Origin of the sequence: Pseudomonas sp. NY15463 (assembly GCF_048068415.1) — a bacterium.
In the GTDB taxonomy this organism is placed as follows: Bacteria; Pseudomonadota; Gammaproteobacteria; order Pseudomonadales; family Pseudomonadaceae; genus Aquipseudomonas; species Aquipseudomonas mosselii_C.
Genome location: NZ_JBLUQD010000006.1, coordinates 1 through 21,684 on the forward strand (window position 1 = coordinate 1; position 21,684 = coordinate 21,684).

The 21,684-nt window shown below is 62.8% G+C and carries 21 protein-coding genes; 17 read left to right on the forward strand and 4 right to left on the reverse strand.

The window, feature by feature from the left end:
- Positions 1-203: 203 nt before the first annotated feature.
- The 3 genes from ACNFIC_RS15825 to ACNFIC_RS15835 are packed head-to-tail and all read left to right on the forward strand — an operon-like array spanning position 204 to position 3,766.
- On the forward strand, positions 204-863 hold the full coding sequence (locus ACNFIC_RS15825) for a paraquat-inducible protein A (protein WP_416781384.1): 660 nt from the start codon (positions 204-206) through the stop codon (positions 861-863).
- A complete protein-coding gene (locus ACNFIC_RS15830) occupies positions 850-1,473 on the forward strand; it encodes a paraquat-inducible protein A (protein WP_138219693.1) in 624 nt (207 codons plus the stop codon). Before ACNFIC_RS15825 ends, ACNFIC_RS15830 begins: the two co-directional genes overlap by 14 nt.
- Positions 1,466-3,766, forward strand: a complete 2,301-nt coding sequence (locus tag ACNFIC_RS15835; protein WP_416781385.1) for an MlaD family protein — start codon at positions 1,466-1,468, stop codon at positions 3,764-3,766. The genes ACNFIC_RS15830 and ACNFIC_RS15835 overlap by 8 nt, the downstream gene beginning before the upstream one ends.
- A gap of 152 nt (positions 3,767-3,918) precedes the next feature.
- On the opposite strand, the gene rpsT is transcribed toward ACNFIC_RS15835, so the two are convergent.
- Positions 3,919-4,197, reverse strand: coding sequence for a 30S ribosomal protein S20 (gene rpsT, locus ACNFIC_RS15840; RefSeq protein ID WP_003247625.1), 279 nt, complete (start codon positions 4,195-4,197; stop codon positions 3,919-3,921).
- A 250-nt stretch (positions 4,198-4,447) separates the two neighbouring features.
- Here rpsT and murJ point away from each other — a divergent pair, with 250 nt between their 5' ends.
- The 6 genes from murJ (at position 4,448) to ispH (ending at position 11,783) form a co-directional block, all read left to right on the forward strand.
- Complete coding sequence (gene murJ / locus ACNFIC_RS15845; RefSeq protein WP_138219695.1) at positions 4,448-5,986, forward strand: murein biosynthesis integral membrane protein MurJ; 1,539 nt, start codon at positions 4,448-4,450, stop codon at positions 5,984-5,986.
- A gap of 118 nt (positions 5,987-6,104) precedes the next feature.
- On the forward strand, positions 6,105-7,055 hold the full coding sequence (gene ribF, locus ACNFIC_RS15850; RefSeq protein ID WP_416781386.1) for a bifunctional riboflavin kinase/FAD synthetase: 951 nt from the start codon (positions 6,105-6,107) through the stop codon (positions 7,053-7,055).
- Positions 7,052-9,883 carry an isoleucine--tRNA ligase gene (gene ileS / locus ACNFIC_RS15855; protein ID WP_416781387.1) on the forward strand — a complete coding sequence of 944 codons (2,832 nt, stop codon included), beginning with the start codon at positions 7,052-7,054 and terminating at the stop codon, positions 9,881-9,883. Before ribF ends, ileS begins: the two co-directional genes overlap by 4 nt.
- The gene (gene lspA / locus ACNFIC_RS15860; RefSeq protein WP_138219698.1) at positions 9,876-10,391 is read left to right on the forward strand and encodes a signal peptidase II; all 516 of its coding nucleotides are present in this window, start codon (positions 9,876-9,878) and stop codon (positions 10,389-10,391) included. Before ileS ends, lspA begins: the two co-directional genes overlap by 8 nt.
- Positions 10,384-10,821 carry an FKBP-type peptidyl-prolyl cis-trans isomerase gene (gene fkpB, locus ACNFIC_RS15865; protein WP_138219699.1) on the forward strand — a complete coding sequence of 146 codons (438 nt, stop codon included), beginning with the start codon at positions 10,384-10,386 and terminating at the stop codon, positions 10,819-10,821. The genes lspA and fkpB overlap by 8 nt, the downstream gene beginning before the upstream one ends.
- A gap of 14 nt (positions 10,822-10,835) precedes the next feature.
- A complete protein-coding gene (ispH, locus tag ACNFIC_RS15870; protein WP_138219700.1) occupies positions 10,836-11,783 on the forward strand; it encodes a 4-hydroxy-3-methylbut-2-enyl diphosphate reductase in 948 nt (315 codons plus the stop codon).
- On the opposite strand, the gene ACNFIC_RS15875 is transcribed toward ispH, so the two are convergent.
- Positions 11,784-12,263 carry a GspH/FimT family pseudopilin gene (locus ACNFIC_RS15875; protein WP_416781388.1) on the reverse strand — a complete coding sequence of 160 codons (480 nt, stop codon included), beginning with the start codon at positions 12,261-12,263 and terminating at the stop codon, positions 11,784-11,786.
- 1 nt (position 12,264) lies between these two features.
- Between ACNFIC_RS15875 and ACNFIC_RS15880 the strand changes: the two genes are divergently transcribed.
- The 5 genes from ACNFIC_RS15880 to thiO are packed head-to-tail and all read left to right on the forward strand — an operon-like array spanning position 12,265 to position 15,385.
- Positions 12,265-12,723, forward strand: a complete 459-nt coding sequence (locus ACNFIC_RS15880) for a type IV pilus modification PilV family protein (protein WP_416781389.1) — start codon at positions 12,265-12,267, stop codon at positions 12,721-12,723.
- Positions 12,720-13,367, forward strand: coding sequence for a PilW family protein (locus tag ACNFIC_RS15885; RefSeq protein ID WP_138219703.1), 648 nt, complete (start codon positions 12,720-12,722; stop codon positions 13,365-13,367). The genes ACNFIC_RS15880 and ACNFIC_RS15885 overlap by 4 nt, the downstream gene beginning before the upstream one ends.
- On the forward strand, positions 13,364-13,834 hold the full coding sequence (locus tag ACNFIC_RS15890) for a hypothetical protein (protein ID WP_138219704.1): 471 nt from the start codon (positions 13,364-13,366) through the stop codon (positions 13,832-13,834). The genes ACNFIC_RS15885 and ACNFIC_RS15890 overlap by 4 nt, the downstream gene beginning before the upstream one ends.
- A gap of 1 nt (position 13,835) precedes the next feature.
- Positions 13,836-14,234 (forward strand): type IV pilin protein, encoded by a 399-nt coding sequence (locus ACNFIC_RS15895; protein WP_138219705.1) that lies wholly within the window; start codon positions 13,836-13,838, stop codon positions 14,232-14,234.
- Between the two features lie 53 nt (positions 14,235-14,287).
- Positions 14,288-15,385, forward strand: coding sequence for a glycine oxidase ThiO (thiO, locus tag ACNFIC_RS15900; RefSeq protein ID WP_416781390.1), 1,098 nt, complete (start codon positions 14,288-14,290; stop codon positions 15,383-15,385).
- 29 nt (positions 15,386-15,414) lie between these two features.
- On the opposite strand, the gene ACNFIC_RS15905 is transcribed toward thiO, so the two are convergent.
- Both ACNFIC_RS15905 and ACNFIC_RS15910 read right to left on the reverse strand, forming a co-directional pair.
- The gene (locus ACNFIC_RS15905; protein ID WP_416781391.1) at positions 15,415-15,645 is read right to left on the reverse strand and encodes a PP0621 family protein; all 231 of its coding nucleotides are present in this window, start codon (positions 15,643-15,645) and stop codon (positions 15,415-15,417) included.
- A gap of 94 nt (positions 15,646-15,739) precedes the next feature.
- The gene (locus ACNFIC_RS15910) at positions 15,740-16,759 is read right to left on the reverse strand and encodes an outer membrane protein assembly factor BamD (protein WP_138219708.1); all 1,020 of its coding nucleotides are present in this window, start codon (positions 16,757-16,759) and stop codon (positions 15,740-15,742) included.
- A 149-nt stretch (positions 16,760-16,908) separates the two neighbouring features.
- Between ACNFIC_RS15910 and rluD the strand changes: the two genes are divergently transcribed.
- From rluD to clpB, 3 genes are all read left to right on the forward strand, one after another.
- Positions 16,909-17,871, forward strand: a complete 963-nt coding sequence (gene rluD / locus ACNFIC_RS15915; RefSeq protein ID WP_138219709.1) for a 23S rRNA pseudouridine(1911/1915/1917) synthase RluD — start codon at positions 16,909-16,911, stop codon at positions 17,869-17,871.
- Positions 17,868-18,608 (forward strand): peptidoglycan editing factor PgeF, encoded by a 741-nt coding sequence (gene pgeF / locus ACNFIC_RS15920; RefSeq protein WP_138219710.1) that lies wholly within the window; start codon positions 17,868-17,870, stop codon positions 18,606-18,608. Before rluD ends, pgeF begins: the two co-directional genes overlap by 4 nt.
- A 249-nt stretch (positions 18,609-18,857) precedes the next feature.
- Complete coding sequence (gene clpB, locus ACNFIC_RS15925; RefSeq protein WP_138219711.1) at positions 18,858-21,422, forward strand: ATP-dependent chaperone ClpB; 2,565 nt, start codon at positions 18,858-18,860, stop codon at positions 21,420-21,422.
- Positions 21,423-21,684: the final 262 nt, after the last annotated feature.

The window sequence follows — 21,684 nt, forward strand, 5'->3', positions numbered from 1 at the left end:
TCGCCGATGGTAGTGTGGGGCTTCCCCATGTGAGAGTAGGTCATCGTCAAGATTCATTTCGCAAAACCCCTATCTGCGTGAGCAGGTAGGGGTTTTGTCTTTCTGGCGTCTACACCGCGGGATCCAGATCACGGCTACACCGGCTCCCACATTTCGAGTGAGAACACTAGAATAGAGCCGACGCCTTCATTCAGAACCTCTCTATGCCTAACCCAGTCGATCCCGAAGCACTGGCGCAGCTGCCGCTGGACGAACTCATCGCCTGCCACGAATGCGACCTGCTGATGCGCAAGACGAGCCTGCAAAATGACGAGAAAGCCATTTGCCCTCGTTGCGGCTACGAACTCTATGCCCATCGGCATAACCTCGTCAGCCGTAGCTTGGCCCTGGTGCTGACCGCCTTGCTGCTGTACATCCCTGCGAATTTCCTGCCCATCATGCAGCTGCACTTGCTCGGTCAGACCTCCGATGACACGGTCTGGAGTGGCGTACTTGGCTTGTACAACTCCGACATGCGCGGCATTGCTGTGGTGGTGTTCTTGTGCAGCATGGCCGTTCCCCTGCTCAAGTTGTTGTGCCAGCTCGCTGTGCTGCTAAGCATCCGTCTGGACATTGGCCGCAGCTACGGCCTGTTGATCTACCGTATCTATCACCACCTGCGAGAGTGGGGCATGCTCGAGGTGTACTTCATGGGTGTGCTGGTAGCAATCGTCAAACTGGTCGATCTGGCTCAGCTCAGTATTGGTCTCGGCCTGTTCTGCTTTATTAGCCTGCTGCTGGTGCAGGTGTGGTTGGAGGTGGTGATGTCACCGCACCAGATCTGGGTGGCGTTATCTGGGGAGGATGTTCATGCGGGCGATTGATGCGGGCATTCTGGTCTGTAACGAATGTCATGAACTCAACCGCCGGGAGGAAGGTGCCCACTCGCAGCGCTGTACGCGCTGTGGAGCGGTGGTGCATGAACGTCGACCTAACAGCATCGTGCGTACCTGGGCTTTGCTGATCACCGCGATGGTGCTTTATATCCCGGCTAACGTCTTGCCAATCATGACCGTCAGCACCCTCGGCCAGGGCAGTCCAGATACCATCATGTCCGGCGTCATTACGCTGATGAAGCATGGCATGCTGCCAATTGCAGGCGTGGTGTTCGTCGCGAGTATTCTTGTGCCCACGTTCAAGTTGGTCGGTATCGGCCTGCTGCTGTACTCCGTGCAGCGCCACCAACCGCTATCGGCTCGGCAGCGGATCTGGATGTACCGCTTTATCGAGTTCATTGGGCGCTGGTCGATGTTGGATATCTTCGTCATTGCCATTCTGGTGGCGGTGGTGAATTTCGGGCGTATCGCCAGTGTCGAAGCCAACTTGGGGGCTATCGCTTTTGCCAGTGTGGTGATCCTGACGATGCTTGCCGCTTTAACTTTCGATCCCCGACTGATCTGGGATAACACGGAGTCGGATGACGACCATGAGTGACATGCCTACGGCTAAAACCCGCCCAGCTTCCAATTGGTCGGCCATCTGGATCTTGCCACTGATCGCCCTGATGATCGGTGGCTGGCTGGCCTGGCAGGCCTACCGGGATGCCGGTATCGAGATCCAGGTGCGCTTCGAGACCGGTGAGGGCATTGTCGCCAACAAGACGGAAGTCATCTTCAAAGGCATGTCGGTGGGTAAGGTGACCGGCCTGGTTCTGGATAACCAAGGTGAAAATCGCGGTGTCATCGCCACTATTGAGATGCGCAAGGATGCCGAGCCACACCTGACCAAAGGGACGCGTTTCTGGCTGGTGAAGCCGAGTGTGAGCCTGGCTGGCATCTCGGGCCTGGAAACCTTGGTCTCAGGTAACTACATTGCCGTCGACCCCGGTGAAGGTGAGCCCACCAAGCGATTCACTGCCTTGAAGGAGGCTCCGCCGCTTTCTGACAACGAACCGGGCTTGCACCTGACGCTCAAGGCCGAGCGCCTGGGCTCGCTGAACCGCGATAGCCCGGTGTTCTACAAGCAGATCCAGGTGGGGCGTGTTAAGAGCTATCGTTTGTCCGACGATCAGAGCACGGTGGAGATCAAGGTCTTCATCGCGCCAGCCTACGCGAGCCTGGTGCGCAAGCACACGCGCTTCTGGAATGCCAGCGGTGTGAGCATCGATGCCGACCTTTCCGGGGTCAAGGTGCGCACCGAGTCGCTGTCCAGCATCGTGGCCGGCGGCATCGCCTTCGCTACGCCGGAGAATCGCAAGGATAGCCCTCCCACCGACCCTAGCTTGCCTTTCCGCTTGTATGAAGACTTCGATGCCGCGCAGGCCGGGATACGCGTCAAGGTCAAGTTCAACGACTTCGATGGCTTGCAGAAGGGGCGTACGCCGGTGCTCTATAAGGGCATCCAGGTCGGTACGCTCAAAGACCTCAAGGTCGAAGGCGACCTGTCCAGTGCCACCGGCGAGCTGACCCTGGATCCGCTGGCCGAGGATTACCTGGTCGAGGGCACGCAGTTCTGGGTGGTCAAGCCGTCCATTTCTCTGGCGGGTATCACCGGGCTGGAGGCCTTGGTGAAGGGCAACTACATCGCTATCCGTCCGGGTGAGCGCAATGCCAAGCCGCAGCGTGAATTCGAGGCGCGGGCGAAGGCCCCGCCGCTCGACCTCAAGGCTCCAGGTCTGCACATGGTCCTGTTTGCCGATACACTCGGCTCGCTCGAGGTGGGCAGTCCGGTGATGTATCGCCAGGTGCGGGTGGGTAGCGTGCAGAGCTATCAATTTGCCCGCAACAGCAAGCGCATCCTCATCGGCGTGCACATCGAGAAGGAGTACGCCAATCTGGTCAATGGCTCGACCCGCTTCTGGAATGCCAGTGGTATCACCCTTACCGGCGGGCTGTCTGGCATCCAGGTCAAGAGCGAGTCGTTGCAGACCTTGATGTCGGGCGGTATCGCCTTCGACACGCCAAGGTCGGATGTGCCGCTGAAACGGCGCATCCCACGTTTCCGCCTGCATGAAAGCCAGGAGGCGGCCAATCGCGCAGGCACCTTGGTGACCATTCGCGTGGAGCGTGCCGATGGCTTGAAATCCGGCACGCCCATTCGCTTTCGTGGCCTTGACGTGGGCAGTGTCGAAAGCGTCGACCTGACCGCAGACCTGCAGGCGGTCGTGCTGCGCGCGCGCATCACCCAAGCGGCGGAACGTATCGCGCGCCAGGGCACGCAGTTCTGGGTGGTCAAGCCAGCGTTTGGCCTGATGCGTACGGAGAACCTCGACACCGTGATTGGTGGCCAGTATCTGGAAGTGCAGCCTGCTCTCAGGGACAAGGGCCCACAGCGCGATTTCATCGCCTTGGCCGATGCGCCGGAGGTGAAGGGCGAAGAGGTCGGCTTGCCGTTGACCTTGAGTGCCTCGCGGCGCGGCTCGATCAAGCCAGGCGTGCCGGTCACCTACCGTGAAGTGGCGGTGGGCAAGGTGACCGGTTTCGAGCTGGGACAGAGCGCGGACCGCGTGTTGATCCACATCCTCATCGAGCCGCGTTACGCCGGCCTGGTGCGTGGTGGGAGCCGCTTCTGGAACACCAGCGGTTTTGGTTTCGATTGGGGGCTGTTGAAGGGGGCTTCGGTACGTACCGAGTCGCTGGAAACACTGGTCGAGGGCGGTATCGCCTTTGCCACGCCAGAGGGTGAGCAAATGGGCAATCCTGCGCGCCCGCAGCAGACCTTCGCGCTGTTCGACAAGCCGGACGAAGCCTGGCTGCAGTGGGCGCCGAAGATTCCGATCGGGAAATGAGTGGTTCTGTGTAGCCGCCCCAGCAGCGCTGTGCACACCCGTGGACAGCGCTGCTAGGGTAGCGGCACCCGATATGGCGGGTTGCGCTTCAACAAGAAACGCAGGCATAAAAAAACCGACCCTTAGGTCGGTTTTTTCGACAAGAACGTCGCTTAGGCAGCTGCAGCTTCTTTCAGTGCCTTGATGTGGCCATTCAGACGGCCTTTGTGGCGAGCAGCTTTGTTCTTGTGGATGATGCCTTTATCGGCCATACGGTCGATGACAGGCACAGCCAGAACGTAAGCGGCTTGCGCTTTTTCGGCGTCTTTTGCGTCAATGGCTTTAACTACATTCTTGATGTAGGTGCGGACCATGGAACGCAGGCTGGCGTTGTGGCTGCGACGCTTCTCAGCCTGTTTTGCACGTTTCTTGGCGGAAGGTGTGTTGGCCACCGTCGAGCTCCTCGAAAGACTTTAGGTAAATAGCAAACAAAATAGGCCGCGAATCATGCCGATGAGTCGAACGGATGTCAAGGCCACCTGCAGGGTTCCGCCGAGCGGCAGGATCAAACGGCGGAAAGATTCCTTTCTGTCGCGTGATCTGTAAACTCGGGAATTTTTGGCTCCCCTGCGAAGGCGCGGGAGTATCGCACATTCGGGCGCCGACTGGCAGCGCCCTCTGCCCTTGGCGTGAAACTTTTCGATGAACCTGCTCAAATCCCTTGCCGCAGTCAGCTCCATCACCATGATTTCGCGGGTGCTCGGCTTCGTGCGCGATACCATCCTGGCGCGGATATTCGGTGCCGGCATCGCCACCGACGCCTTCTTCATCGCCTTCAAACTGCCCAACCTGCTGCGGCGGATCTTTGCCGAGGGCGCGTTCTCGCAGGCCTTCGTGCCGATCCTGGCCGAGTACAAGACCCAGCAGGGCGAGCAAGCAACCCGCACCTTCATTGCCTATATCAGTGGCCTGCTGACGTTGGTCCTGGCGCTGGTCACGGTCATTGGCATCCTCGCTGCGCCGTGGGTGGTCTGGGCCACTGCTCCGGGCTTCGTCGACAGCGCCGAAAAATACGAGCTGACCACCTCGCTATTGCGGGTGACCTTTCCTTATATATTGCTGATCTCCCTGTCATCCCTGGTCGGGGCCATCCTCAATACCTGGAACCGCTTCACTGTCCCAGCCTTCACACCGACGCTGCTCAACGTGGCGATGATCGCCTTCGCCGTGCTGCTCACCCCGTACTTCGATCCACCGATCATGGCCCTGGGCTGGGGGGTGCTGGCCGGTGGCCTGGCGCAACTGCTCTACCAACTGCCGGCACTGAAGAAGATCGGCATGCTCGTGCTACCGCGCCTGAACCTGCGCGATACCGGGGTCTGGCGGGTGCTCAAGCAGATGCTGCCGGCCATTCTCGGTGTTTCGGTGAGCCAGATCTCGCTGATCATCAACACCATCTTCGCCTCGTTCCTGGTGGCAGGCTCGGTGTCTTGGATGTACTACGCCGACCGTCTGATGGAACTGCCTTCCGGTGTGCTGGGGGTGGCCCTGGGCACCATCCTGCTGCCCACCCTGGCCAAGACCTACGCCAACAAGGACCGCGAAGAATATTCGCGGATTCTCGACTGGGGCTTGCGGCTGTGCTTCTTGCTAGTGCTGCCGTGCACCCTAGCCATGGCGATCCTGGCCGAGCCGTTGACCGTGGCGCTGTTCCAATACGGCAAGTTCACCGCTTTCGACGCGGCCATGACCCAGCGTGCGCTGATCGCCTATTCGGTAGGGCTGTTGGCGATCATCCTGGTCAAGGTGCTGGCACCGGGCTTCTATGCCCAGCAGAATATCCGTACTCCGGTGAAGATCGCGGTGTTCACCCTGGTCTGCACGCAGTTGCTGAACCTGGCCCTGATCGGCCCGCTAGCCCACGCCGGCCTGGCCCTGGCGATCAGCCTGGGCGCCTGCCTGAATGCCGCCCTGCTGTACTGGAAGCTGCGCAGCCAGCAGTTGTTCCAACCGCAGCCGGGTTGGGTGATGTTCCTGCTCAAGCTGGTATTGGCGGTTGTGCTGATGTCTGGCGTACTGCTGTTGGGCATGCATTACCTGCCGGACTGGGCCGAGGGAGGCATGCTCGAGCGCTTCCTGCGCCTGGGGGCGTTGATCGTGGCGGGTGTGGTCACTTACTTTGGCTGCCTGTACCTGTGCGGTTTCCGGGCGCGGCATTTCGCCCGCAAGGCGTTGCATTGAGACGTAGCAGCGGTCAGGCATCGGTTTTTCACGTTCCACGCCCACCGGTGGTGCTGCTGCCTGTCGCCAGCGCCCGGGTGTGGTTATAATCGGCCACTTTATGAGCAAGAAGCGCGTTATGCAGCTGGTTCGAGGTCTTCACAACCTGCGCCCCGAGCACCGGGGATGTGTCGCCACCATTGGCAACTTCGACGGGGTCCACCGTGGCCACCAGGCGATCCTCGCACGCCTGCGTGAACGCGGTCAGGAACTCGGGCTGGCGACCTGTGTGGTAGTCTTCGAGCCACAGCCGCGCGAATATTTCGCCCCCGATAGCGCGCCGGCCCGGCTGGCACGCCTGCGTGACAAGGTCGAGCTACTGGCGGGCGAGGGGATCGATCGGGTGTTGTGCCTGCCGTTCAACCAGCGCCTGAGCCAGCTCAGTGCCGAGCAGTTCGTCAAGGCGGTGCTGGTTGATGGTCTGGGTGTACGCCACCTTGAAGTCGGCGACGACTTCCGCTTCGGCTGCGACCGTGCGGGCGACTTTGATTACCTGTTGCAGGCCGGCAAGCAGCTCGGCTTCAGCGTCGAGGCCGCCAACACAGTGATCCAGGACGGCCTGCGGGTCAGCAGCACTGAGGTGCGCAATGCCTTGGGCCGCGCTGATTTCGAACTCGCCGAGCATCTGCTGGGGCGTCCCTACCGCATTACCGGTCGCGTGCTGCACGGCCAGAAACTGGCCCGTCAGCTCGGTACCCCCACCGCCAACATCCAGCTCAAGCGCCGCCGCGTGCCACTGTCCGGGGTCTATCTGGCCAGCATCGAGATCGACGGCAAGCGCTGGCCGGGTGTCGGCAACATCGGAGTACGCCCCACCGTTGCTGGTGACGGGCGTCCTCACCTGGAGATTCATCTTCTGGACTTCGCCGGCGACCTCTACGGCCGGCGCCTGACGGTGGAGTTCCACCACAAGCTGCGCGAAGAGCAGCGTTTCGCCTCCCTGGAGGCGCTGAAGTCGGCGATCGACGCGGATATCGCCGCCGCACGTGCCCACTGGCACGCTCAACCGCTAACGAAGAGCCTGAAATGACCGACTACAAAGCCACGCTAAACCTTCCGGACACCGCCTTCCCGATGAAGGCCGGCCTGCCTCAGCGCGAACCGCAGATCCTGCAGCGCTGGGACAGCATTGGCCTGTACCAGAAGCTGCGCGAAATTGGCAAGGATCGTCCGAAGTTCGTCCTGCACGACGGCCCGCCCTATGCCAACGGCAAGATCCACATCGGTCATGCGCTGAACAAGATTCTCAAGGACATGATCGTCCGCTCCAAGACCCTGTCCGGCTTCGATGCCCCCTACGTGCCGGGCTGGGACTGCCATGGCCTGCCGATCGAACACAAGGTCGAGGTCACCCATGGCAAGCACCTGACCGCCGACCGTACCCGTGAGCTGTGCCGCGAGTACGCTGCCGAGCAGATCGAAGGGCAGAAGACCGAGTTCATTCGTCTGGGCGTGTTGGGCGATTGGAGCAACCCCTACAAGACCATGAACTTCGCCAACGAGGCCGGTGAGATCCGTGCCCTGGCCGAGATGGTCAAGCAAGGCTTCGTGTTCAAAGGGCTCAAGCCTGTGAACTGGTGCTTCGATTGCGGTTCGGCCCTGGCCGAAGCCGAGGTCGAGTACGCCGACAAGAAATCCCTGGCCATCGACGTGGCGTTCCCGGTCGCGGATAACGCCAAGCTCGCCGCAGCCTTCGGTCTCGCCTCGCTGAGCAAGCCGACGGCGATCGTGATCTGGACCACCACCCCCTGGACCATCCCGGCCAACCAGGCGCTCAACGTCAACCCGGACTTCAAGTACGCCCTGGTCGACACGGGTGAGCGCCTGTTGGTGCTGGCCGAAGAGTTGGTCGAGGCATGTCTCAAGCGCTACAGCCTGGAAGGCTCGATCATCGCGACGGCGCTGGGTTCGGACCTGGAGCTGATCAACTTCCGTCATCCGTTCTACGACCGCCTGTCGCCGCTGTACCTGGCCGACTACGTCGAGCTGGGGGCTGGCACGGGCGTGGTCCACTCCGCGCCGGCCTATGGTGAAGATGACTTCATTAGCTGCAAGCGCTATGGCATGGTCAACGACGACATCCTCACTCCGGTGCAAAGCAACGGCGTGTACGTCGAGTCGCTGCCCTTCTTTGGCGGCCAGTTCATCTGGAAAGCCAACCCGGCCATCGTCGAAAAGCTGACCGAAGTCGGTGCGCTGATGCACAGCGAAACCATCTCCCACAGCTACATGCACTGCTGGCGCCACAAGACCCCGCTGATCTACCGCGCCACCGCGCAGTGGTTCGTGGGCATGGACAAGCAGCCAAGCACTGGCGAGCCGCTGCGCGAGCGTGCCCTCAAGGCTATCGAAGACACCAAGTTCGTGCCGTCCTGGGGCCAGGCGCGCCTGCACTCGATGATCGCCAACCGCCCGGACTGGTGTATCTCGCGTCAGCGCAACTGGGGTGTGCCGATTCCCTTCTTCCTCGACAAGCAGACCGGCGAGTTGCACCCGCGCACTGTCGAGCTGATGGAAGCAGTGGCCAAGCGCGTCGAGCAGGAGGGTATCGAGGCCTGGTTCAAGCTCGATGCCGCCGAGCTGCTGGGTGAAGAAGCCGCCCAATACGACAAGATCAGCGACACCCTGGACGTGTGGTTCGACTCTGGCACCACCCACTGGCACGTGCTGCGTGGCTCCCACGACATCGGCCACGCCACCGGCCCTCGCGCCGACCTGTACCTGGAAGGTTCCGACCAGCATCGCGGCTGGTTCCACTCCTCCTTGCTGACCGGTTGCGCCATCGACGGCCACGCGCCGTACCGCGAGCTGCTGACCCACGGTTTCACTGTGGACGAGAGCGGCCGCAAGATGTCCAAGTCGCTGGGCAACACCATCGAGCCTGAGAAGGTCAACAACACCCTGGGCGCCGATATCCTGCGCCTGTGGGTTGCTGCCACTGACTACTCCGGCGAGATGGCCGTCTCCGAGCAGATCCTGCAGCGCAGCGCCGACGCCTACCGGCGTATCCGCAACACCGCGCGTTTCCTGCTCTCCAACCTGTCCGGCTTCGACCCGGCGCGCGACCTGCTGGCCCCTGAGGACATGCTGGCGCTGGACCGCTGGGCCGTTGACCGCACCCTGCTGCTGCAGCGTGAACTCGAAGAGCACTACAGCGAATACCGCTTCTGGAACGTCTACTCGAAGATCCACAACTTCTGCGTGCAGGAACTCGGTGGCTTCTACCTCGACATCATCAAGGACCGCCAGTACACCACGGGCGCCAACAGTGTCGCCCGTCGTTCCTGCCAGACCGCGCTGTACCACATCAGCGAGGCGCTGGTGCGCTGGATCGCGCCGATCCTGGCATTCACCGCCGACGAGATCTGGCAGTACCTGCCGGGCGAGCGCAACGAGTCGGTGATGCTCAATGGCTGGTACCAAGGCCTGAGCGAGCTGCCGCAAGGCACCGAGCTGGACCGTGCGTACTGGGACCGCGTCATGGCGGTCAAGGCAGCGGTCAACAAGGAGCTGGAGAACCAGCGTACCGCCAAGGTCATTGGCGGTAACCTGCAAGCCGAAGTCACCCTGTTCGCCGAGGACGGCCTGACCGCTGACCTGAACAAACTGGGCGACGAGCTGCGCTTCGTGCTGATCACCTCGGCCGCCAGCGTGGTGCCGTTCGTCCAGGCGCCGGCGGATGCCGTGACAACCGAAGTCGAAGGTCTCAAGCTGAAGATCGTCAAGTCCGGTCACGCCAAGTGCGGCCGTTGCTGGCACTTCCGCGCCGACGTCGGCAGCCACCCGGAGCATCCGGAAATCTGCGCTCGCTGCGCAGACAACATCAGCGGCTCCGGTGAGGTGCGCCACTATGCCTAACACTGGCGCGGGGCGCTTCGGGCGTCTTGCCTGGCTCTGGCTCAGCCTGGTGGTCCTGGTCCTCGACCAGGTCACCAAGGTGTACTTCGAAGGCAAGTTGAGCCTGTACCAGCAGATCGTGGTCATCCCCGACTACTTCAGCTGGACCTTGGCCTACAACACCGGGGCAGCGTTCAGCTTCCTGGCCGAAAGTTCCGGCTGGCAGCGCTGGCTGTTCGCCTTGATCGCCATTGTGGTCAGCGGCGTGCTGGTGGTCTGGCTCAAGCGCCTGGGGCGCAACGAGACCTGGCTGGCGGTGGCGCTGGCCCTGGTGCTGGGCGGCGCACTGGGCAACCTGTACGACCGCGTCGTGCTGGGCCATGTGGTCGACTTCATCCTGGTGCACTGGCAGAACCGCCATTACTTCCCGGCCTTCAACCTGGCCGACAGCGCCATTACCGTAGGCGCGGTGATGCTGGCGCTGGATATGTTCAAGAGCAAGAAGTCCGAGGAGCCTGTCCATGACTGAGACCCGTATTGGCCAGAACACCGAAGTCACCCTGCACTTCGCGCTGCACCTGGAAAACGGCGACACCGTCGACAGCACGTTCGACAAGGCGCCGGCGGTGTTCAAGGTCGGTGACGGCAATCTGCTGCCAGGTTTCGAGGCCGCGCTGTTCGGCTTCAAGGCCGGCGACAAGCGCACCGTCAGCCTGGCCCCGGAGAACGCCTTCGGCCAGCACAATCCACAGAACGTGCAGGTGATGCCACGTACGCAGTTCGAAGGCATGGAGCTGTCCGACGGGTTGCTGGTGATCTTCAACGATGCGGCCAACACCGAGCTGCCAGGCGTGGTAAAGGCCTTCGATGATCATCAAGTGACCATCGATTTCAACCATCCGCTGGCTGGCAAGACCCTGAGCTTCGAGGTGCAGATCCTCGACGTGAAGGCCGTGTGAGCCTGGAGCCAAGCATGCAAATCAAACTCGCCAACCCGCGCGGCTTCTGCGCGGGGGTCGACCGGGCGATCGAGATCGTCAACCGTGCGCTCGAGGTTTTCGGCCCGCCGATTTACGTGCGTCATGAAGTGGTGCACAACAAGTTCGTGGTCGAGGATCTACGCAATCGCGGTGCGGTCTTCGTCGAAGAGCTGGACCAGGTGCCGGACGACGTCATCGTCATCTTCAGCGCCCACGGCGTCTCCCAGGCCGTGCGCCAGGAAGCGGCCGGTCGTGGTCTGAAAGTGTTCGACGCCACCTGCCCGCTGGTGACCAAGGTGCACATCGAGGTTGCCAAGTACAGCCGCGATGGGCGTGAGTGCATTCTCATCGGCCATGCCGGGCACCCGGAAGTCGAAGGCACCATGGGTCAGTACGACGTCACCAACGGCGGCAGCATCTACCTCGTCGAAGACGAGAAAGACGTTGCCGCGTTGCAGGTGCGCGATCCTAACCATCTGGCGTTCGTCACCCAGACTACGCTGTCGATGGATGACACTAGTCGGGTCATCGATGCCCTGCGCGCACGCTTTCCCAACATTGGTGGGCCACGCAAGGACGACATCTGCTACGCCACCCAGAACCGCCAGGATGCCGTTAAGCAACTGGCTGACGAGTGCGACGTGGTACTGGTGGTCGGCAGCCCCAATAGCTCCAATTCCAACCGCCTGCGCGAGTTGGCCGAGCGCATGAGCACGCCGGCCTACCTGATCGATGGCGCCGAAGACCTGCAACGCAGCTGGTTCGATGGCGTCGCGCGCATCGGCATCACCGCAGGCGCCTCGGCGCCTGAAGTGCTGGTGCGTGGCGTGATCGAGCAGCTCAAGGCCTGGGGCGCGAGCGCTGCCGAAGAGCTGGAGGGGCGTGAGGAAAACATTACGTTCTCGATGCCCAAGGAACTGCGGGTACGCTCGCTGATCTGATCAGCGTCCTGCGCAGCCGTTGGTTTGAGTGCTGCGCAGGCTTACCCGCCCGCTTGAGCTGAGCACCACGCGATGCTGGCTCAAGGGTGGGTTGCGCTCGCAGATGAACAACGTGACAGCACCAAAACCTGTCCCCAACGGTGCCCCACGTGCACTGAATCTCACCACCCGGCGGCTACTGGCAATGATCCGCACCGGCCGTGCTGGTCGGTATTCCCGAAGCAACTGCTCGCCGTCCTCCAGTGAAATGCGCCATCCCTGACCCCAATCTCCGCGCAGCGGGCGTACAAGCGTCGCCTGATGGCGCAGCGTTGCCTGGTTGCGTGCCTCGCGCAGAGCCAGCGCCAAACTGCGCGCCACGTTAGCCTGGTGCAGGTCATCGCTCATCGCTTTGTAGGCCGTTACGCTCAGTTGTGTGAGAAGGCCCGCAACGCCAAGCGCGAACATCATTTGTATCAGTGTTACCCCTTGTTGCCTCATCGTGCATTCCTCCCTGGAAGTGCTTGGCTATAGCTTCGCGGCCGGCTACGGCGAAGGCCAGTGGGCTGGCTCGACGGACAAACGCGGAAAGTTCCCAGGAGGGGTGGCGATGGTGATGAAGATGGGGGGCATGGCACTGCTGGAAGTGCTGGTGGCGATGACGGTACTGGCACTCGGTCTGATGGCGGCTGCGGCGTTGCAAGTACGCGGGACGCAGGCGTTCGACAGGGCCCAGCGAGAGGGCCAGGCGTTGCACCTGGCCCAGGGCCTGCTGGAGCGTGTCAGAGGGGCAGGGCGGCTGACCGACTCCGATGAGGCCGCGTGGCGCGCGCAGGTCATTGCTGCGCTTGGCGCCTCTGCGCAGGGGCACGTCAGCGTCGTCGGTGATGCGATGAAAGTCGAGGTGCAGTGGTCTGGCAGCGATGCGTCACTCAACGTGCAGGGCAGGGTGCTGCCATGAGGTGTCGACAGACTGGCCTGGGATTGCTCGAAACCCTGCTGGCACTGGCCTTGGCTGTGCTGCTGCTGACCGGGGCGAGCCGTTTGCTGCTGTCGGCGCACCAGGCGTGGGCGGTGCAAGGCGTGGCTGCTCGCATGCACGATGACGCGCGTCTGGCGTTGCAGCGCATTGCCGAGGAGGTGCGCATGGCGGGCATGTTCGGCTGCCTACGCCTGGAGCCCGCGCAGTTCCCCAACGCGGGCAGTGCCGAGGCGTTCGCCCGGCCTATCACGATCACCGGCGACAGCCTGACGCTGGTCACAGCCGATCTGTCTGGGTTGCCGGGTCCTGCGGACTGGACCGTCCTTACCGACTGCCTGACCTGGGCCAAGGTGGAGCTTGGCCAACAGATGGGCGCTGCGGGCGTACTCGCCTTGCCCGTGCGTCAGATACTGTACGAGGTGCGCAATGGTGGCCTGATGTTCACCAGCGCCAGCCAGCGGGCCACCTTGATTGACCAGGTCCGCGGGCTACAGGTGACCCACGTCGAGGTCGAGCAGGGCGAGCGCCTGGACATTGAACTCACCCTGCATGACCCACGCTATCTGTTGACCCAGCGCCATCGGATCAGCGTTGCCTTGCGTAACACAGCAGGTCAGACATGAGGCGCCAGCGCGGGGTGGCGTTGCTGTTGGCGCTCGGCTTGAGCCTGTTGCTTGGGCTACTGGCGGCGCAGGTGCTGTACGAGGCGCAGGCCCAACAACGGTTGGTCAGCGAACAGGTGGCCGGGGTGCGAGCGTTCGAGCAGGCTGAGGCGGGGCTGCGCGAAGGCTTGGCGTTGTTGCCGGCAGCGCTTGCGTCGCCGTGCGGTGGGTGTTTGCCGCCGCCGATCCCGCGCGGAGCGCCGGTTGCACCGTGGCGCCCGACCGCCAGCGGTTTCGTGCTGCTGCAAACGTTGGGCAACACCGAACTGGCGGCTGGCCTGCCCCCGGCGACATCAGTGACCCTGGTACGTGTGACCGCCATCAGTCGGGCCTCGCGCAATCGCCAGGTGCTCGAAGCGGTGTACGCGCTGGGCAGCGATACAGTCCCTTTTCGCGTCAGCTGGCGCCAACGCCTGCGGGAGGGTTGACGTGCAGCAAGGGTTTGGTCTGATCGAATCATTGATTGTCGTGGCGCTGATCGGCATGCTGGCAGCCATTGCCTACCCCAGTTACAACGACGCGCTGCGCCGTGCCGCGCGCAGCGAAGTGGTCGGTGTGCTGCATGACGCGGCTCTGCGCCTGGAGCGTCATCATGCCCGCGTTGGCGGTTATGCCGACAGCCAGCAGTTGTCGACCCCTCTACCCGTGGGCAGCCGCTACTACCGCTTGCAGGCCCTGCGTGACGAAGACAGCTTCACGCTGCTGGCTACGCGCCTGTCGGGCACGTTGATGGCGCACGACCCCTGTGGCGATTTCCAGCTCGACCAGGCTGGTGTACGCGACAATCCGGGCGGCAGCGAGGGTTTTGTCGCGTGCTGGGGAAGCTGAAGGTCGGAAGGTGCCGGTGCACTGTGGAATTACTTCAGGTGTTGGATCGAGCGATGAGCAAGCAAGTAGTGATTGTCGGCGGTGGAGTCATCGGCCTGCTGACAGCGTTCAACCTGGCCGCAGAGGTTGGCCAGGTGGTGGTGTGTGACCAGGGCGAGGTCGGTCGCGAGTCGTCCTGGGCTGGCGGCGGCATCGTCTCGCCGCTCTACCCCTGGCGCTACAGCGCGGCGGTCACGGCGCTGGCGCATTGGTCGCAGGATTTCTACCCGCAGTTGGGCGAGCGCCTGCATGCCGATACCGGCATCGACCCCGAAGTGCATACCACCGGGTTGTATTGGCTGGACTTGGAAGACGAGGCCGAGGCCCTGGCCTGGGCTGCCCGCCAGCAGCGTCCGCTTAGCGCAGTGGATATCTCGGCCGCCTACGACGCAGTGCCGGTGCTCGGTCCGGGCTTCAAGCATGCGGTGTACATGGCCGGTGTGGCCAACGTGCGCAACCCGCGCCTAGTGAAGTCGCTCAAGGCGGCCTTGCAAGCCTTGCCAAACGTGACCTTGCGCGAACATTGCCAGATCGCCGGCTTCGAGCGGGAAGGCGAGCGCGTGATCGGTGTGCAGACCCAGGACGGTGTACTCCAGGCCGACGAGGTGGTGCTTAGCGCTGGCGCCTGGAGCGGCGAGTTGTTACACACGCTCGGGCTGGTTCTGCCGGTGGAGCCGGTGAAAGGTCAGATGATCTTGTTCAAGTGCGCCGAGAACTTCTTGCCGAGCATGGTGCTGGCCAAGGGGCGCTACGCGATCCCGCGCCGCGATGGGCATATCTTGGTCGGCAGCACCCTGGAACATGCCGGGTACGACAAGACCCCAACCCGTGAGGCGCTCGAAAGCTTGAAAGCCTCGGCCATCGACCTGCTGCCTGCACTGGCCGAGGCCGAAGTGGTCGGGCATTGGGCGGGCTTGCGACCCGGCTCCCCGGAGGGCATTCCCTACATTGGCGAGTTGCCCGGCCATGCGGGGCTGTGGCTGAACTGCGGGCATTATCGCAATGGTCTGGTGCTGGCGCCGGCTTCGTGCCAGTTGCTTACCGACCTGCTGCTGGAACGCCAGCCGATCATCGATCCGGCGCCCTATGCGCCGGCAGGGCGTCTGGGCTAGCACGCCACGCAGGGTGCGCGGCGCTCGGCTTAGCCCTGGCGCCCCGGCCCTTGTTGCAGATGCTGCTGGCTGCAATACCACTGCTTGCCCTGCTGCAATGCACGATCATTGGGCAGGTGCACGCCGCAATGGGCGCAACGCACCATCTTCAGCGGGTCGTCGAGGCGCCGCTCGGCGGGCGATTGCTGGCTGATCTTGAACTTGCGCCACAGCCAGTAGACGGCGGCGATCAGGGCGATCCAGAAGAGTAGGCGAACCATGGTGTCCAGCTTGTCGATGTCAGAAGCCGACAGTCTAGGACGCAGGCATAAAAAAAGGGAGGCCCAAGGCCTCCCTTTCGCGTTGACGGCTGTGTCAGTCGAACAGACCAAAGGTCATGTAGCTGAACCACGAGCGGTCTTTCTCGGCTTCTTTCGGGCCTTCCGGCAGGATCGGGTCGCCGTTCTCGTCTTTTGGCAGCAGGTCCTGTGGCATCTCGGCACGGGCGTCCTGGAACTGACGGACCACGTCCTGGTTGGCGCGAGTTTCACCCGGCGGCAGCGGGGTTTCGGTCTCGATCAGGCCCAGGGTGGCCTTGGACAGCCAGGAGCGGTTGCCGTTTTCGTCTTCCTTGGCAACGAACTGGCCATCGACCAGGCTCGGGTGCTCTGGGTAGTTGAGCTTGAGGGTTTCCAGGCTGGTGGCGGCCAGTTCGTCCAGGTGCATGCGCTGGTAGGCTTCGACCATCACCGCCAGGCCGTCGCCGACCGATGGGGTTTCCTGGAAGTTCTCGACCACGTAGCGGCCACGGTTGGCAGCGGCCACATAGGCTTCGCGGCTCAGGTAGTAGTTGGCCACATGGATCTCGTAGGAGGCCAGCAGGTTGCGCAGGTAGATCATGCGCTGCTTGGCGTCCGGCGAGTAGCGGCTGTTCGGGAAGCGGCTGGTCAGCTGGGCGAACTCGTTGTACGAGTCGCGCGCTGCACCCGGGTCACGCTTGGTCATGTCCAGCGGCAGGAAGCGCGCCACCAGGCCACGGTCCTGGTCGAACGAGGTCAGGCCCTTGAGGTAGTAGGCGTAGTCGACGTTCGGGTGCTGCGGGTGCAGGCGGATGAAGCGCTCGGCAGCCGACTTGGCAGCCTCGGGCTCGGAGTTCTTGTAGTTGGCGTAGATCAGCTCGAGCTGGGCCTGGTCGGCGTAGCGACCGAACGGGTAGCGCGACTCCAGGGCCTTGAGCTTGTTCACGGCGCTGGTGTAGCTGTGGCTGTCCAGGTCGGCCTGCGCCTGCTGGTACAGCTCGGCCTCGCTGAGGTTCTCGTCAATGACTTCCTTGTTCGAGGAACAGGCAGCGGTGAGCCCGAGGATGGCGATCAGCAGCAGGTGTTTCACTTGCATGGCGGCTTGCGTCCCTTTGACGGCCGCTGTCTTGGGCGGTGCCGTCCTGTTATGATGAGCGCCCCCGGCCAAACCCCGGGGCAAAAGAAGCCGTATTTAACCACAAGCGCGCAGCCGAAACCAAAGGCTGAACGCCCGTCGATTCGAGCATGTCCGAGATCATTCAACTTAGCGCAGAGGTCCCGTCCGAACTGGGCGGCCAACGCCTCGACCAAGTCGCCGCCCAACTCTTCTCCGAGTACTCGCGCTCGCGCCTGTCTTCGTGGATCAAAGATGGCCGTCTGACCGTCGATGGCGCGGTGCTGCGACCGCGCGACACCGTCCATGGCGGTTCCATCCTGGCCCTTGAGGCCGAGCAGGAAGCCCAGGGCGAATGGGTGGCTCAGGACATCGAGCTGGACATCGTCTATGAAGACGACCAGATCCTGGTGATCAACAAGCCCGCCGGGCTGGTGGTCCACCCTGCGGCTGGCCATCCAGACGGAACCCTGCTCAACGCCTTGCTGCATCATGTTCCCGACATCGTCAACGTGCCGCGTGCCGGCATTGTGCATCGTCTGGACAAGGACACCACCGGCCTGATGGTGGTGGCCAAGACCCTGCAGGCGCAGACCAACCTGGTCGACCAGCTGCAAAAACGCTCGGTCAGTCGTATCTACGAGTGCATCGTGGTCGGCGTGGTGATTGCCGGAGGCAAGATCGATGCCCCGATCGGCCGTCACGGTGGCGAGCGCCAGCGCATGGCGGTGACCGAAGGCGGCAAGCCTGCGGTCAGCCACTACCGCGTGCTCAAGCGTTTCCGTTCGCACACCCATGTGCGGGTCAAGCTGGAAACCGGCCGTACCCACCAGATCCGTGTGCACATGGCGCATGTCGGCTACCCGCTGGTAGGCGACCAGACCTACGGCGTACGCTTCCGCATTCCACCGGCCGCCAGCGTGGCGATGGTCGAGGCGGTCAAGCACTTCCCGCGTCAGGCTCTGCACGCGCGCTTCCTGGCACTCGACCACCCAACCACTGGTGAGCGCATGGAGTGGGCTTCGCCGCTGCCGGACGACTTCACCTGGTTGCTGTCGCTGCTCAGCCAGGACCGCGAGAGCTTTATCGGATGAGTGGCCTGGCGCCGTCGCTGATCTTGCCTGATTGGCCGGCTCCGGCCACGGTCCGCGCCTGCGTCACCACTCGCCAGGGCGGGGTTAGCCTGCCGCCCTATGAAACCTTCAACCTCGGTGATCATGTGGGCGACGACCCGCAGGCGGTCGCCGAGAATCGCCGCCGCCTGCGCGATGAGTTCGCCATCAAGCCCGCCTGGCTCAAGCAGGTGCATGGTGTGGTCGTCGCTGACGCCGACCCCGCGCTGGTCGCCGAGGCCGATGCCAGCTGGACCGACCAGCCCGGTATCGCCTGCACCGTGATGACTGCCGATTGCCTGCCTGCGCTGTTCTGCGACCGCGCCGGCACGCGCGTGGCGGCCGCCCATGCTGGCTGGCGCGGGCTGGCCGGTGGGGTGCTGGAGGCGACTCTCGAACGTCTCGCCTTACCTGCCGATGACGTGCTGGTGTGGCTGGGCCCGGCGATTGGTCCGCAGGCGTTCGAGGTCGGCATGGAAGTGCGCGATGCGTTCACCGCGCAACACCCCGAAGCCTTCGATGCCTTCGTGCCGGGCGAGCGCCCTGGCAAGCTGATGGCCGACATCTATGCACTGGCGCGGATCCGCCTGGCCGCGCGTGGCGTTACCGCGGTGTATGGCGGCGGATTTTGCACGGTCAGCGACCCGCGCTTCTTCTCCTATCGCCGCACCCCGCAGGGTGGGCGCTTCGCCTCGTTGGTCTGGCTGAATACGCGCTAGCTAGCGTGCGCTTCTATCTTCGCGGGTAAACCGCTCCCACAGGGACTGCACCGCTATTACGTGCAGTGGATACCCCGTGGGAGCAGGTTTACCCCCGAATGCCCCAGCGCCCATCCTCCAGGCTGATCTCTGTCAACCCCGCTACGCTTGAATCTTCCAGAATCACCCTTATCTATTGGTCATCTCAGGCAGGTTCATCATCAAGGTGCTGTCCATCGCTCCGCCTGCCCTTTAAAGGAAGGTATCCCCATGCGAATAGATCGATTGACCAGCAAGCTGCAACTGGCGTTATCCGACTCCCAATCCCTGGCTGTGGGCATGGACCACCCAGCCATCGAGCCCCTGCACCTGTTGCAGGCGCTGATCGACCAGCAGGGCGGCTCGATCAAGCCGCTGCTGATGCAGGTTGGCTTCGACATCAACAGCCTGCGCAAGGCGTTGACCAAAGAACTCGATCAACTGCCGAAAATCCAGAACCCCACTGGCGACGTGAACATGTCCCAGGATCTGGCGCGCCTGCTCAACCAGGCCGACCGTCTGGCCCAGCAGAAGGGCGACCAGTTCATCTCCAGCGAACTGGTGCTACTCGCCGCCATGGACGAGAACAGCAAGGTCGGCAAGTTGCTGCTGGGCCAGGGCGTGAGCAAGAAGGCCCTGGAAAACGCCATCAACAACCTGCGCGGCGGTGCGGCGGTCAACGACGCCAATGCCGAAGAGTCCCGCCAGGCCCTGGACAAGTACACCGTCGACCTGACCAAGCGTGCCGAAGAAGGCAAGCTCGACCCGGTGATTGGCCGTGACGACGAAATCCGCCGTACCGTGCAGGTGCTGCAACGCCGCACCAAGAACAACCCGGTGCTGATTGGCGAGCCCGGCGTGGGCAAGACCGCCATCGCCGAGGGTTTGGCCCAGCGCATCATCAACGGCGAAGTGCCCGACGGCCTCAAAGGCAAGCGTCTGCTGGCGCTGGACATGGGCGCGCTGATTGCCGGTGCCAAATATCGCGGTGAGTTCGAAGAGCGCCTCAAAGGCCTGCTCAACGAGCTGTCCAAGCAGGAAGGCCAGATCATCCTGTTCATCGACGAGTTGCACACCATGGTCGGTGCCGGCAAAGGCGAGGGCGCCATGGACGCAGGCAACATGCTCAAGCCCGCCCTGGCGCGTGGTGAGCTGCACTGCGTCGGCGCCACCACGCTCAACGAATACCGCCAGTTCATCGAGAAGGACGCCGCGCTCGAGCGCCGCTTCCAGAAAGTGCTGGTCGAAGAGCCGAGCGAGGAAGACACCATCGCCATCCTGCGCGGCCTCAAAGAACGTTATGAAGTGCACCACAAGGTAGCCATCACTGACGGCGCGATCATTGCCGCCGCCAAGCTCAGCCATCGCTACATCACCGACCGCCAACTGCCGGACAAGGCCATCGACCTGATCGACGAAGCCGCCAGCCGCATCCGCATGGAAATCGACTCCAAGCCCGAAGTGCTAGACCGTCTCGACCGTCGCCTGATTCAGCTGAAGGTGGAATCCCAGGCGCTGAAGAAAGAACAAGACGAAGCGGCCAAGAAGCGCTTGGAGAAACTCACCGAAGAAATCGAGCGCCTGGAACGGGAATACTCCGACCTCGAAGAAATCTGGGCCTCGGAAAAGGCCGAGGTGCAAGGTTCTGCACAGATCCAGCAGAAGATCGAGCAAGCCCGCCAGGAACTGGAAGCTGCGCGCCGTAAAGGCGACCTGAGCCGCATGGCCGAGTTGCAGTATGGGGTCATCCCGGACCTGGAACGCAGCCTGCAGATGGTCGACCAGCACGGCAAGACCGAGAACCAGTTGCTGCGCAACAAAGTGACCGAGGAAGAAATCGCCGAAGTGGTCTCCAAGTGGACCGGTATCCCGGTCTCGAAAATGCTCGAAGGCGAGCGCGAAAAACTGCTGAAGATGGAAGGCCTGCTGCACCAGCGCGTGATCGGCCAGGACGAGGCTGTGACCGCCGTGGCCAACGCCGTACGCCGTTCGCGCGCCGGGCTGTCCGACCCCAATCGCCCCAGCGGTTCGTTCCTCTTCCTCGGCCCGACCGGTGTGGGTAAGACCGAGCTGTGCAAGGCGCTGGCAGAGTTCCTCTTCGACACCGAAGAGGCCATGGTGCGCATCGACATGTCCGAATTCATGGAGAAACACTCGGTTGCGCGTCTGATCGGGGCGCCGCCAGGTTATGTCGGTTATGAAGAGGGCGGTTACCTGACCGAAGCCGTGCGGCGCAAACCGTACTCCGTGGTGCTGCTGGACGAGGTGGAGAAAGCCCACCCGGATGTGTTCAACGTGTTGCTGCAAGTGCTCGAAGACGGCCGCTTGACCGACAGCCATGGGCGTACCGTGGATTTTCGCAACACGGTGATCGTGATGACCTCCAACCTGGGCTCGGCGCAGATCCAGGAACTGGCGGGTGATCGCGAGGCGCAGCGTGCGGCAGTGATGGACGCCGTGGGCTCTCACTTCCGTCCAGAGTTCATCAACCGCATCGACGAGGTGGTGGTGTTCGAGCCACTGGGCCGCGAGCAGATCGCCGGCATCACCGAGATCCAGCTCGGCCGCCTGCGCAGCCGTCTGGCAGAGCGCGAGTTGTCGTTGAGCTTGAGCCCGGAGGCGTTGGACAAGCTGATCGCCGTCGGATACGACCCGGTGTATGGCGCGCGGCCGCTCAAGCGTGCAATCCAGCGCTGGATCGAAAACCCGCTGGCGCAGTTGATCCTCGGTGGCCAGTTCGTGCCCGGGGCTGCGATCACCGCGAAGGTGGAGGGGGACGAGATCGTCTTCGCCTGATCCCCGCCGCTAATCAACCTTGCTGGGGCTGCTTTGCAGCCCTTTCGAGAATGGTTTTCGCGGTCACTGTAGGAGCGGCCTTATGCCGCGAAAGGGCCGCGCAGCGGCCCCAGACCCCGCCGCTCCTCCGGTATTTCGGGCCTCTGGCATAACCTGCTGAAAATTTTGAAAAAAATGCTTGCACAAAATTCAGAGTACCCCTAATATTCGCCCCGCTGTCAGGCACTAAGCGAATCACCAGCAACATCGGTGACCGCAAAAC